Here is a 14,161-nt window from a genome sequence, read left to right as displayed (position 1 = left end):
TAAAGCTAAATAATTAAAATATCATTTGATTACGGTAAACCGTATTCAATAATTATAATAACATAAACGTGATATAATAACAATTAACAGTACTATTTTCTAATTGTTAATTGCTTATTTATACATCCTAGATAATTGTTTAAGTCTAAATCTTAAAATAAGCGCCATTATAGGCAAAACCACCAATAAAAACGGAAATAATACACAAAAGAAAAAGAAATTGATTTCGTAGTATGATGTCCCTGTGAGATTTGCTAGGTTTATGGTAAAATCAGTACAATAAATATATAAATTACCACCTATATAAATCATCCCATCTATTAAAGAATCGATCTTACTCATTTTATTAATTTTTGCTGTTTTTTTAATTTTCTAATTGCGATGGTGTAGTCTATAATCTTTATGAGTGAATACCACATTATAAGAGGAAAAAGTATGACTAAAAACATAATATTAGCAGCCCCATAATTTCCTGTAGAATGTAAGGCTTGAATGGCACCAAAATATATTTTATCAGTAATATGGAAATAATCTTTTAAAAACTTAACATGATGTTGCTTACAATAACTCGTATTGCTATGTGCTATCCAACTACACTTGTGAGGACTTTTAAGATCTGAGTTTATCGCGGTGAACCCATAAGCACTATAGGGTTTTTCGGTTATTAAAGAACGGTAAGATTCATTTATTACTACCATTATGATATAGGGTAGCAAAAGCAGACATATATTTCTAAAGCGTCGCATATAACAATAATTGTTTTTTTTACATGTTTTTTATGTCTATTGTCTAAAACATTAATACTTTTTAAAAGTTAGTCATTATTCTTATTTTGAAACTTAAATTCTAAAAAAACAGGCAGATGATCAGAAACACCTCTTGCTGTGGCAAGGTTCTCACAGTTTTGAACCACATCAATAACACCTGAATTAATAGTTATAACCTGGTTTGAATGGTAAATATTATCTATGGCATGGCTTAGATAATTACCATTACTACATTTGCGTTTTAAAGTTGTTTTTTGGTTTGTTACAGCAGCTTTAAAACCTTGCTTGTATAAATCGTTCCATACAATATGCTCGTTATTCAGATTAAAGTCACCTGCTATGATTAGCTTGTCTGTATTTAATCGTTCTTGATAATTTTTAAAATGACAGATTTCTAATTCTGGATTATCGTCGTGTTTCCGTGAGTGAAAATTGACCACATGAAACTTATACCCTGTGTGTTTCATCTTAAATTCAGCGATATATGGTTCTCTAACAAGTTCTTCGGCTAACTCCTTATCTAAGTAAGCACGACCTTGTATATCTATTTTGCTTGTTTTCCATAAAAAGGCATAGCGCTCGCTCATATAAACAGAAGGACTTTTTGTGGGATCACTTATTCTATAATCCCATTTAGCACCTTTTCTATTTAATTCGTCAGCTATTTGAGCTACTTTTTGCGCGCCAGCAGGGTGTTTAGCAACGACTTCTTGGATGGCAACAATATCAAAATCTTTTAAAACCTCTACTATGAAGGCGATTTCTTCCGCGTTTTTAGTTTGACCTAGGTCTTGGATGTTCCAAGTGATGAGCTTTAGGGTGTTTTTATCTGATGATATTAACTTATTAGTCGTCTTAGAAAAGCTAATTAATGTAATACATAAACTTATAAAAAGCAGTTTTTTCATCCGTTAATCACCTATTTGTTTTTAAAAAAGCCCCAAGTATCAGACCCATTATCGTGATTTGCATCCTTTAAGGCTTGTTTATAAATTTCTAACAAATGTATATAAATCTAATCATTCATTCTTACGGAAAACCGTAATCGCTAAAAAATAGAGCATTCACTCCCTCCTTCTTAGTCACCTCTGCACAATGCCATAATGCCATCACTTATAATAGCATTCGACGCTTACTAGTTAATACCTAAAGCTGCATAAAAACCTGTTCTAAATCATTTCTATTTCTAATGAAATGAATTGTTAAAAAGACTTTTAACAATATTGAAAACCTATAAAAGAAAAAAAATCCCGCAAAGGCAGAACCAATGCGGGATATATAAACTGAAAGCCAATTGCTAACAGTTAACTACGAACTAAGCGTTATTTAGCTGTTGCAATTTTCATGCAATGGCCTTGAGAAAACTCAAAAAGTTGACCATTAACCTCTTGATAAAACACAATTGCTATACCTACAAATAAGGCCGTTGTTACAGGTATTGGCGCATGTTCTGTTAAATCTACAGTTAAATCAGTATCAGTCCCCACCATGCCTGTTAGAGGAATAGCCTGACTATAAGCCACATTACCGACACCATTTGGTGTAACCTCTATAGGTTTGTAGCCTTTTGATTCTGGTACCCATTCATAATTACTGGTATAGCCTGCCGCCAAAGCTAACTTACAATGGGTTGCTCCTTCGGGTTTTTGAATATACCTATCGGTATTAAAATCTGGAATAGACCAGGTCACCGTATCACGGCTAGCGTTAATCTCTGGTCCGACTGAGGGAGCATTAAAATGACTATCAAAAGGCTTTTTTACATTAAAATTTAAGTCTACTAATGCGGCTGCATTATCTACCAAGTTAATAGTACGCTCCCCTCTTAGTCCGTCACCATTTGGTAAAATACCACGCATCTTTCCTGTAATTCTGGAACTAACATAGGCATCTCCAACCAAACGTGCTATGGTAGCGAAACTGCTTCTAAATGCTTTGCAACAACGCGCTGCTCCACCAAACTCTTGCATATTCTCACGGGTACGCTTATAAGCGGGATCGTTAAGAATACGACTTTTGCTTACACGAGTTTGCGTTTTTACAAAGCTTTTACCATTCTGTCTAAAAAAGGTTAACCCATCCAAGGTCCCTTCGAGTCTAATAAATGAATTATTTTTAGCCATCATAAAAAGATTTAGGATATGTATAACTTATGGCTTAATAAAGTTGTAACATATCTGGTTAAACACCCAAAACGATTTTGGGTTTGTTGGTAAATAAGGGATTACTACCAATATCATATTGGTTACAACTAGTTGACTATAATTCCGGATCTTATAGGTCGTAAATATTTAATTTACTAAATAACTAGTTTTCAAACATATAAAAAATATTAAAAATCATAACTCACTCGTTTTAAAAGATTTACAATAAAATAAGCGATTTTTCAATATTTTTTTAAATTTCTATTGCAAAACACCATAAAAATTAAAAAATTATAAGTGCTACCCGAAATCCTATTGCGAATTCCATAAAAATGCTTAGTCTCTCTTTCTAAGAACTCACATATCACACGACTCATTACTATTGTATATGTGGATTAAAGACAATTGTTATTAGATACGTTACTGTTTTTTTTACAAGCCTCAAACCCCAACCGTATCTATACTATATTGACTAGTTTACGCACAAAAAAAAGGCAATTAGTTTAATTGCCTTTTTACCAGATACCCTTCCTTTTATAGTATTCCCTAAAATAAAATAATGAAAAAAAGTACTGGATTTTAATTGTTAATGCTGTTACTAAATGACTCCTAGATCTTTGGTAATTGCTACCAAATGGATGGCATTGTTGGCTTTAAATTGTTCGCGAAGTTTGTTGAGACGTTTTTCAATAGTGCTTAAACTATTTGGTGTAACCCCTTTTGATTTCAAATGATTACTTATCTCGTCTTGCGATCGCCCTTGAGATAATAGTGTTAGTAAGGTAATGTCAAAATCATCAATCTCTAATTGGGATTTTGGACTCAATGCTTTTTGGACTTGTGGAGAGACATAGACTTTTTTAGCATAGACCGTACGTATAGCTTCAGTTAGTTCAACACTCCCTTTGCGATCTTTACACACATAACCATTAATATGATAGGTATTAAGTAGACTGCGTATTTTTTGAAGTTGGTCTTTCATAGAATACACGATAATGGGCAACTCTGGAAACTCTGTACGTAACTTTGCAATGAGCATCTCACCAGATGCTAAAGTTGTGACTCTATGATCTTTTTTAAAGGATAAATCGGTGATGAGTAAATCAAAATTAAGACCTTCTAACTCGGCTTTCTTTAGTTTCAAATATGCTTCATCACAATATTGAGAAGCTTCAATAGACGCTACCTTTAAATCGCTTAATATCTTGGTGATATTAGCAAGAATAGCATCATGATCTTCATTAATTAAAACGTTCTTAAACATTACTACACAATTATATGGACTTTAAACCCTTTATTAGCATCTGTTACAAAAGTAATAGTTCCATTAATAGATTGAATACGGTTTTCCGTATTTTGAAGTCCAATGCCTTTTTTAAACGGACCTCCAACACCATTATCACTGTAATTAATTTGAATACGCTTGTTGTCTTTTACAAACATAATCACCACTATGGACGCTCCACTATGCTTTTTCATGTTGATTAATAACTCTTGCAAAACCCTATATATGGTGAACTGGGTTAACTGAGGCATGGTATCCCAAGCGATATTAGAAAGTCCTTTAATAATTACATTGGTATGGGTATCATTAAAACTCTCCAATAATTCTTCTAGGTAGTCTATAAATGGATAATCAGTATTTAAAATGCTATGTTTTTTAGAGATATCACGTGTTTTATGATATAAATTATAAAGTTCTGTTTTAAGGTCATTATGCTCAACGGTTTTATGCTCTAATTTGGTCATCACCTGAAAGACATCACTTGCAATTTCATCGTGAATTTCTTTTGAGATGCGAGATTCCGTATTAAACACCTGCTGTAATTTTTCTTTTTTATGTTTTGACCTAAGTACAATATATAAAAATACCGATGATACGGCAATAAGTACAGCTATTAACATGGCATAGATGGTGCGAGATTCTTGCTGTTCTTTGGCTAGTTGACTTTCCAAAGCTTTTCGCTTATATTCTGAGTAATCATATTTCATTAAGGCATAAGTATTTAAACTCTCTTTTTCTGAATTATAAATACTATCATTTAAGGTTTTATAGGCTCTAGCAAAACTATCGTCGCTTAAATTGACTAATAAGCCCAACGCCTTATTTTTATAGGATGCCGAATTTAAGACTTGAGCAAGTTCAAGAGATTTTAAGGCATAAGTTTTAGATGCCTTTTCGTTATTTGCTCTAAAATAGTGATCTGCTAAATGCAAATAACTTGTGTAAATGGTAGATGTGTCATTGACCGCTTTTCTTAATTCTAAGGCCTTATTTATAAAAGCGAGGCCATTAGCATTTTGTAATAGCGATTCTATAACACCGTAATTATCGAGAATGAGTGCCTGCGTAATGGTATCTTTAATTCTTGGAATAAGGTGATTGGCTTTAAGTATTTCCTTTTTAGCATTAGCAAGGTCATCAAACTTCCGATACACAAGTGCTAAATTATTATAAAGTTTAGCACTATCAGAAGGAGATTCTGCAATTTTAAATGCATTGTTATACAACTCTAAGGCTTTTTGTTTATTCTTTTGCGTTGCATACATTAAGCCCAAAAGATTATAGAAACTTTTCCTTAAAGACTCCCGATAAGATGAATTCGGCATTTGATCTAAGAGTTTAACCCCATCAACTGCTGTTGCCTCACTTGCATTATACTCTCCTTTTTTATAGGCAATACTCGCCATATAATATAAATGGTGACTTGCATTTGCCAGATCTCCACGCTCTAAGGCCTTTTGATACCCCTTATGGAAATAGTGATCTGCTTTAAATAAATCTGAAGCACTTTGAGGTTGTACTGCCAATGCACTATAATAGTTTAAACTATCCTGCGATACTTGGGCAAAAGCAGTCTGAATACTTGCTAATAGGACCAAGCTAAGTACATTAAAAAAAAAAGGAATGACGTTTTGCTTCGTTTCATTCCTCTAAAGTAATAACAAAATATTACTTATCCATTGTTTGTTGGTGGCGGCGGTGGTGGTGGCGGAATCTCACCTCCTTCTCCACAACAGGCTTGCGGTACGGCTTCGTCTACCAAAAGCTCTGGATTACAAGAAAATAAAACCACATTAAGAACAACGGTCAACATAATTACAGTTACTTTTTTCATTTTTTATAAGTTTTAAAATTGAACACTAGTGTTGCCTTCCGAGATGATCTCAGAATGCTTTGTTGCACGGCAACACCTACTAAAGTTTGAGGTAGAAACCTCTGTTTTGGGAAGTATGAAGACCAGAAGTAAAACGCACTGTACCTTCCCAAATACAGTATCTATTTACATCATGTCTTCAATGCTAAATTGAAGCTAGCGCACCTTATATGCGTAAGGTTGATTTCAATTCTAAAACAAATAAAAAGCGATATGCTTAAAAACTATGGAAAGGGATTGGAAACCTTTTGGAAAAGAAATTCCATAAAAATTCCAAGTGATTTCACTAATTTTACAACACAACTAACTGACTGATATGCATAGAAAACTACTGGAAGAAGCATTTAAAAAAGCAGAAAAAGAAACCCAATCTCATAAGGTAACCCACCTGTCCATTTACCTTTCTGATTATATCGTAGAAGACAGTAAGGAACCTTATGGTGAACGTGTATTACGTGATCATTACAATAAACTAATGAATCATCCAGAAGAACGCATTCATATTAAAGCCCATGCCGCAACATCGCTGAGTCATTTTTTGGGTTTTTCTAGTTTTTCTGACTTTATAAAACAGCATCCTACAGAAATAACAGATAATGTTACTAAAACGAGATCCTTTTTCAATAAACACAAACGCACTATCAGTATAGTCATAATTGTAATTATTGGCATATATATAGTTAACTCAGTAACCAAACAACGTTGGATGGTTTGGCAAGAGAACCATTATGTAGAGGTTGATTTTGATACCGAGACCTATAAGCTCAACCAATTAAAGCTATTTAAAAAGGAGCGAATCACGTCTTTTAAGAAAATTGAACCGTCTTGTGATTATCCTTTTTTTGATAACCAAGGCCATGTGAAGGTCTGGTATGGAAAAAATAAAGATAAAACAATAGACTATTTTACAGCTTTAGGACTACACCCTGAAACAGGAAAAACGCTTAAGCCCATAACAACTTATATGATTGATAAATACATTTGCAACTAAATCATCATGCTTTAGCCATCATTTTCCCTCAAGTCTTTTCTTAGTTTTAATGTATTTTAAACAAAATAGCAATTGGCTTTCCTATTGCAAAATGCCTTCAATAAATGCCAATCGACTACGTCTTTTCAACTAAGGTTACCTCTTTTTTATTCATGATTTCTGCGCGTTATGTTCGTCCTAATTGTTATCAAATTTACGAATCAAAATGCAATTATGGATCTCCAAAAACCACATAAACCACCTAAAACTAAACATTTAGCATTAATTTAACAATGCGTTTTAATTACGGAAATCTTAGTACAGCGCTTCCCTTCATAAAAACTTTAAAATTGTCTTTTTGGTCTTTAAAAAAACACAAATCTTGCCTTGACTTGTACTTTGGTATTTCAAAGCTAAGTCAACAAAAAAGCCTTCGACATGTATTATCGAAGGCTTTACATTATTATTAAAACATAAACTTAGTTCACTATTAAGTTATAAGACGAAATTAAGATCTGTTCATTGTTAGTCGATGTTTTTCGAACATATAGCTCAATGTAATCGTTTTTTTCAACTGTGACAGTACCAATTACAGAAACCGATTGTCTTTCATTAATATTTAATACATTAACAATGGCTTCTGTTCCTGTCACTTTACTTCCATTTTTATAAATTGAAAACGCAAATTGAGTACCATCAGTTGTTGTAAACGATATTGAAGCAAACACATTTAAAGCCCTTGCTTTTTCTCCTTCATAAATGATTCGATTTTCAGCATCTCCACCTGTCCCTTCTGCTGTTCTAAAAAGCCTAATCGCTTTTGTGTTAACCGGTAATTTAAAAGGAGTTGAGTTCAAAACATTAATGACACCATATGAACTTGCTTCATCGTAATATAAATTCGCTGTAACGACATCATCACTTTCCCTTGGAATACCAGGTGCATCGACTTCCCATGCGGTACTGAAATTATAACCATCATACGAATCTATTGTATAGCCATTAATATAGCCCGAAGGATTAGATGTTGTACCAGAAAACACGGTTCCTTCTATAACACCAGTACCTACATTAAGACCCGTATCACTAACGTCCATTACAACATCTGAACCATCTACAGTACTAAAACCACTCACTTTTTCTATTAACCCGAAGTTACCAGAAAATGTTTCAAACGTACCATTATTACTACTCATCCATGCTTGAGTATTTAATAATAAATTACCAATATTAGAATAGGTAATTCCATCCGAGTTATTTATAAATTGATTAATATTACCAAAATAAATACCTAAGCCTGAAATTGTTCCTACACTAGTCATACCATCTACTACTATATTTTGAACTAAAAGAACCTCACTACTTGTAAGTCCTGGCCCTGTAATTTCGAAAGCTTTAGTTCCTTTTAGGGTTACATTTCTAATACCTCCACCAGTACTACCTTTAAAAACAACTCCTGTTGCAGAGAGGACATCTTCATTGGCATCTAGACCAGAAATGTAGGCGTTATTTAAATCAATAGGATTTGATAACGTAATTGTTCCGTTGATTTCATAATAGGTGCTTTCTTCTAATTTATAACTAGATCCTCCGCCATCAACTAATTCGGTTGCTAAATCTGACGCTGATTTTATCAGTTTATAATTGTTTCGTTTAGCAGTGGTATTATTTGCTAGTTCCACCCAAGCGCTAGTTGTGGCATTATAATAATAAAAGGCATCTAAGTCCGTATCAAAAACTAATAAGCTTTCAGCTGGACTTGAAATGGCGTTGCGTTCTAAGGTTGTCATTCGCGGTGCTAACAATCCTTGAGAATTTGATTGTAAATCTAACAGTGATGAAGGATCTGGTTCTATGGTACCGATTCCTACTTGCGCAGTGGACCATCCGGTAACGGTAAGTAATATACTAAAAAGTAAAATTTTAAAATGTTTCATAAATTTGGGGTTCTGTGGTTAATGAATATTTGGGGTAAATGATTGGGATTCATCCTGACGATGAATGTTTTTATTAAAATTTTGAGTAATGATTAATGGTGTAGGACCAATTTAAAGTGGTCTTAAAAAGAGCACTTTTATGTGTTTTTTAATTTAAATAAGAAAACTACCGTATTACAAATATCTTGTCGTATCATACCATCGTACAATACTTAAATGTGTAAAACAGTGCCGTAAAACTTATTTAAAAATCACTTTCTTTGTTTGCTGTTGTTCTGCATTTTTTAACTTAACCACATAGACGCCTTGACTTAAACTCGCGGCATTTATGGTGTTTATCTCAGATTTTCCGGCTAAGGAAGAAGAAAAAACTAAACGCCCTTGAATATCATAAACCGAGACTTCTGTATCTGCCAAAAGTTGTCCATTAATAAAAAGCGTTTGCTCGTTTGCAAAGATTTGTAAGCTTTTGCTATTTAGATCTATAGTTGATAATGCACTATTTTCAACTCTAAGGTAGAATCGTCCAGTACCAGAAATAGCTGTATTTGCAGTAAATGAATAGTTATTAGTATTCAACAAGGTAAACGTATTGGTTTGGTTATCTTCTAAATAAACCTCAACCTCATCTGACAATGTAGACAATTCAATACTAAATGTAATTTGCTGTCCTTCTGCTACTTTTACTCCTAAAGGGATACTAATATCATTTTGATTATTAAGGTCAAGGCTTTGGATAGCCATATTTTTACCAAGGTTATTTTCTACCAAATGAGAATATAACACCAAATTATACCCCACACCATTGTAGAGTGCAGCATCATATCCAGGATCTAAACCTAAGGTTGAATTTGCATTAAAATAAATTTCTGTAGCAAAATTTTCCGTGTCATTTTCAACTTGCAACCGTAACATTTGATTTTGACTGGCATCTCTACCTAATATAAAGTCATCTGTACCATCTTTGGTTCGCATGGCTGTAGTGAAACTTAGCTGATTTGTAGAATCAACAGGGTCATTTGCGACTAAGAACCCTTGACCTGGTGCAATATTGACATCCGTATTAGTTAAACCATTAATAATTGTAAAGTTCCCAAAGGTCCCAGGGCCTCCAGCCATATTTGTACCACTATTATAAGCATAAATGGCTACTGAATTAGGATCTAACACAGCAGAATTTGCAGTTAAAAAAGCTTGAGAATCAATAAATGTTGGATAAGGATTACCTACTAAGTTCCAACTATTATTAGCTGTAGAAATCTCAACAGATTCCGATACCATAGATACCTCACCCGTAAATCGAACGGTTTGGCCACTATAACTTGCAGCTCTATAACCAACACCTCTTTTAAGGATAGCACCTCCATCTACAGCGGTATTATAATTTGTGTAGGATTGATTAACGTTGTTATAAGGCCCAAAAGCAAATAGCGTTGGAAGAGACGGTGCATTTGGTATAATAACGGAATTCGCATTGGTTCCGTCTGTGTAAGCTAAGAAATCGGAAAACGTAGCGTCTGCTGTTGTCTTTACTGGTAACGAAATTAAATCGTTACCTCCATTTTGTCCGGACATACCAATAACATTAACATAACGATCATAATTCACCACTGTAGAAGCCTCTAAACCTTCGTTTAGAAACAAGCAAGCAAAGCTGTTTGATGTGGATTTAAGGTTTACTTCCGATGCAGAAAGTGTAGTGCCCGATGACACAACAGCGGTTGTACCAGCACTTATGTGCATAGTAGTTGACAGATCTTGGGCTTTAATTGTATAACAAAAGGCCACAGCCAATGCTGTAAGATAATAGATTTTCATTTTTAGTAAATTTGGGGAGGTACAAGAAACAACTTAAATAATGATTATTCGCATTAAACTCAAAAAATCATCTTTTTTTTCACCTGTATTTCAAATACTTAAGTCATAAAAGCAGAAAAAATCACACCATTTGATCCATATCTAAAGTTGTCAAATCAAGATAAAACAATACCTTTCAGCTAGAATTTCACCATAAAAAGAGATTCCATAAAATATAAGAAAATTAGTACCTTAAATAATACTAACCATCTGTTTTAAAAACTAATGGAATCGACCAAACACTATATAGGACTCGTTTTAGGTCCACTTCTCTTTATACTCATAAAGTTTTTCTTTCATCCTGAAGGTCTAAACGACGAGGCTAATGCTATTTTGGCTGCAACAGTTTAGATTGCCATTTGGTGGATTACTGAAGCTATAGCTATACCAGTAACAGCATTGTGCCCATAGTGTTGTTTCCTTTGTCTGGAGGTATTTCGATAACTGAAACTACAGCTTCCTATGGCCACAAATACATTTTCCTTTTTTTAGGTGGATTCATTCTAGCCATTGCCATAGAAAAATGGAATTTACATAAACGCATTGCCCTAAACATCATAAAAATAGTAGGCATCAATGTCAGAAGAATTATCCTCGGGTTTATGGTGGCAACCGCCTTATTATCTATGTGGATTTCTAATACAGCCACAGCCGTTATGATTTTACCTGTAGGAATTGCCATTGTTTTACAACTTCAAGACAATCCTAATACTAAACCCAATGAGAATTTAATATTTGGAAAAGCTTTAATGTTAGCTATTGCTTATAGTGCTTCCATAGGAGGCATGGCAACACTTATTGGGACACCACCAAATTTAGTGTTAGCTGGTGTAGTAGAAAGCACCTATCACACAGAGATTACATTTTCACAATGGTTTATCTTTGGCTTTCCTATAAGTATCATTTTATTAATTATTTGTTGGATTTATTTAACCCGATTTGCCTTCAAATTTGAACAAACAGTATTTCCTGGAGGTCAAAAAGAAATTGAAAACCAGCTGAAAGCCTTAAGGCACATGTCTTATGAAGAAAAAGTGATTCTCTCTATATTTTCATTAGCAGCAATCGCATGGATTAGTAGAGGATTTATTCTTAATAAATGGCTTCCTGAAATTGATGATACCATCATTGCTATAATAGCCTCTATCGTTTTATTTATAATCCCTAATAGAGATAAAAGTGGATCCTTAATTTCATGGTCTGATGCTGTGAAATTACCTTGGGGTATTTTATTACTATTTGGAGGCGGGATGGCTTTAGCAACAGGTTTTGAAGTCAGTGGATTAGCATCTTGGCTCGGTAGCCAACTAACCTCATTAATTGGTATTTCGGTATTTGTACTACTATTTATCTTAATCGCATCGGTCAATTTCCTCACGGAAATAACCTCTAATATGGCAACTACTGCCATGCTTTTACCTGTATTGGTTGCTTTAGCCGCAGGGCTCAATATTCATCCTTACATTCTATTGGTGAGTGCGACATTAGCCGCTTCTTGTGCTTTTATGTTACCGGTAGCAACCCCTCCAAATGCAGTGGTCTTTGGATCGGGCTATCTCAATATAGAAGATATGGTAAAAAAAGGTATTTGGATGAACATCATCTCAATTATTCTAGTCACGCTCATTGTATATTTTGTACTGCCTTTAATTTGGGGTTTAAACTAAGCTCTAAATATTCAAGCGACTATAAACCATAGATTTATAACTCTCTCCTATGGGAATTCGTTCGTCTTTAATTATAATTCTGTTTTTTTGAATTGAAGTAATTTTATTCACATTTACCAAATACGACCTATGCACTCTTATAAAAATATGTTCTGGCAACTTAGACTGCATTTCTTTAAAACTCATTAAAGTTAATATTGGTTTTGCCCCTTCAGAATGAATTTTTAAATAATCTTTTAAACCTTGAATGTGCTTAATAGATTTAACATCTATTTTTACATTTTCGTATTCAGATTTTACAAAAATAAAGTCGTCTTCATGCGAGGGAGTTTCACCCCCTGCTGAAGCAATATTAAAGGACATACCTACCTCATTTAGCTTCATGATTTCCTTTACTCTATTAATCGCTTTTATAAACCTTGGAAAAGGAATTGGTTTTACTAAATAATCAACAGCATTTAAATCAAAACCATCTAAAGCATACTCTGGGTAAGCCGTTGTAAAAATAAAATAGGGAATCTTACCTTCTAGTGATTTTATAAGTTCTATTCCTGAGATGTTAGGCATTTCAATATCTGAAAACACCAAATCAATAGCATTGTTATTTATAAAATCTAAAGCTTCAATAGCATTAGTAAACGTACAAATTACTTCTACGGCACCCAAGGCTTGGCAATACGATTCTATGACATCAATAGCCAGCGGCTCATCATCGATTATTATGCACTTCATTTTCGTTTAAATTTAATGTTAAATGAACTTTGTAATAGGCGCTATCTTCTTCAATAATCAACTCGTGATTATTCTTATATAAGTAATTAAGTTGGTTTTTTATATTCTCTAAACCTACTCCAGAGTTTTTATCATCGCGTCTATATAAGCCTATAATATTTTCTACGTTAAAGTTCAGTTTATTCCCCTCCACTTGAATTTTTATATCGATATGAGTATTCCCTTGATAGTCGGTACCGTATTTAAAAGCATTTTCAATAAAGGAAATTAATAACAAAGAATAGATTTTTAAATTTCTAGTATCTCCTTTTATATTAAGTTTAACAGCTTCTGTGTTTTTAAGCCGTAGCCGTTGTAAAGCGATGTAATGCTTAATATAATTCATTTCTTTTTCTAAAGAAACCTGCTCATCACCTGCTTCATAAAGCATATAGCGCATTAATTCTGATAATGTAATGACAGCTTCTGGGGCGTCATCAGATTTACTTCTTACTAATGAATAAATACTATTTAGGGAATTGAACAAAAAATGAGGGTTTAATTGATTTCTTAAAAACTGCAACTTAATGTCTTTCTGTTCATTTTCTAGTTCCTTAGACAAACGATCGCGCTTATAAAAGTCAACGACCAAACTAAAAATCCCACCCAATAGAAAAATAGATAACGAAAATACAACAGGAATGGCGTGTCGTATACCAAAAGGCCCCCTTGGTCTATTCGGAGACATACCCATATTTCTAAACTCAGCTCTCATCGTATTTGAAATGAGCTCTTCGCTGACGTAGTTATAGAGTAATAAGAACAGAATTGATGCTAAAATATATAGGAATAATTTTCGTTTCAATAAAATATAAGGTACAAAAACCAAGTAATTTATATAAAACAGAATGGGACGCATGAGCTGTCTCAAAAACATTCCGGATGGTATT

12 protein-coding genes and 1 pseudogene are annotated in these 14,161 nt (G+C 33.5%); 2 read left to right on the top strand and 11 right to left on the bottom strand.

Annotated features, from left to right (window positions below):
• Positions 1-114 precede the first annotated feature (114 nt).
• The 7 genes from ACXGSQ_RS09520 to ACXGSQ_RS09490 form a co-directional block, all read right to left on the bottom strand.
• Complete coding sequence (locus ACXGSQ_RS09520; protein WP_458625968.1) at positions 115-342, bottom strand: hypothetical protein; 228 nt, start codon at positions 340-342, stop codon at positions 115-117.
• Positions 339-698 carry a hypothetical protein gene (locus tag ACXGSQ_RS09515; protein ID WP_458625967.1) on the bottom strand — a complete coding sequence of 120 codons (360 nt, stop codon included), beginning with the start codon at positions 696-698 and terminating at the stop codon, positions 339-341. The genes ACXGSQ_RS09520 and ACXGSQ_RS09515 overlap by 4 nt, the downstream gene beginning before the upstream one ends.
• Before the next feature lie 116 nt (positions 699-814).
• Positions 815-1,675 carry an endonuclease/exonuclease/phosphatase family protein gene (locus tag ACXGSQ_RS09510; protein ID WP_458625966.1) on the bottom strand — a complete coding sequence of 287 codons (861 nt, stop codon included), beginning with the start codon at positions 1,673-1,675 and terminating at the stop codon, positions 815-817.
• A gap of 414 nt (positions 1,676-2,089) precedes the next feature.
• The gene (locus tag ACXGSQ_RS09505) at positions 2,090-2,893 is read right to left on the bottom strand and encodes a hypothetical protein (RefSeq protein ID WP_458625965.1); all 804 of its coding nucleotides are present in this window, start codon (positions 2,891-2,893) and stop codon (positions 2,090-2,092) included.
• Between the two features lie 616 nt (positions 2,894-3,509).
• Positions 3,510-4,175 (bottom strand): DNA-binding response regulator, encoded by a 666-nt coding sequence (locus tag ACXGSQ_RS09500; protein WP_458625964.1) that lies wholly within the window; start codon positions 4,173-4,175, stop codon positions 3,510-3,512.
• A gap of 2 nt (positions 4,176-4,177) precedes the next feature.
• Positions 4,178-5,794 carry a tetratricopeptide repeat-containing sensor histidine kinase gene (locus ACXGSQ_RS09495; protein WP_458625963.1) on the bottom strand — a complete coding sequence of 539 codons (1,617 nt, stop codon included), beginning with the start codon at positions 5,792-5,794 and terminating at the stop codon, positions 4,178-4,180.
• Between the two features lie 74 nt (positions 5,795-5,868).
• Complete coding sequence (locus tag ACXGSQ_RS09490) at positions 5,869-6,030, bottom strand: hypothetical protein (protein WP_458625962.1); 162 nt, start codon at positions 6,028-6,030, stop codon at positions 5,869-5,871.
• 355 nt (positions 6,031-6,385) lie between these two features.
• On the opposite strand from ACXGSQ_RS09490, the gene ACXGSQ_RS09485 reads away from it, so the two are divergent.
• A complete protein-coding gene (locus tag ACXGSQ_RS09485; RefSeq protein WP_458625961.1) occupies positions 6,386-7,060 on the top strand; it encodes a hypothetical protein in 675 nt (224 codons plus the stop codon).
• Positions 7,061-7,518: 458 nt separating this feature from the next.
• Here the strand turns inward: ACXGSQ_RS09485 and ACXGSQ_RS09480 are convergent, their stop codons facing one another.
• Both ACXGSQ_RS09480 and ACXGSQ_RS09475 read right to left on the bottom strand, forming a co-directional pair.
• Complete coding sequence (locus ACXGSQ_RS09480) at positions 7,519-8,976, bottom strand: hypothetical protein (RefSeq protein WP_458625960.1); 1,458 nt, start codon at positions 8,974-8,976, stop codon at positions 7,519-7,521.
• Between the two features lie 240 nt (positions 8,977-9,216).
• A complete protein-coding gene (locus ACXGSQ_RS09475) occupies positions 9,217-10,794 on the bottom strand; it encodes a T9SS type A sorting domain-containing protein (RefSeq protein WP_458625959.1) in 1,578 nt (525 codons plus the stop codon).
• 264 nt (positions 10,795-11,058) lie between these two features.
• Between ACXGSQ_RS09475 and ACXGSQ_RS09470 the strand changes: the two are divergent.
• Positions 11,059-12,500: pseudogene (locus ACXGSQ_RS09470) on the top strand (SLC13 family permease).
• Positions 12,501-12,503: 3 nt separating this feature from the next.
• On the opposite strand, the gene ACXGSQ_RS09465 reads toward ACXGSQ_RS09470, so the two are convergent.
• On the bottom strand, positions 12,504-13,232 hold the full coding sequence (locus ACXGSQ_RS09465; RefSeq protein WP_458625958.1) for a LytR/AlgR family response regulator transcription factor: 729 nt from the start codon (positions 13,230-13,232) through the stop codon (positions 12,504-12,506).
• Entirely contained in the window at positions 13,210-14,076 is an 867-nt protein-coding gene (locus ACXGSQ_RS09460; protein WP_458625957.1) for a sensor histidine kinase, read from the bottom strand. Before ACXGSQ_RS09460 ends, ACXGSQ_RS09465 begins: the two co-directional genes overlap by 23 nt.
• Positions 14,077-14,161: the final 85 nt, after the last annotated feature.

The sequence above is a fragment of the Winogradskyella sp. PC D3.3 genome, from assembly GCF_054366245.1.
The sequence above is the reverse complement of the archived record's forward strand: the minus strand, read 5'-3'. Positions and strand labels throughout refer to the sequence as shown.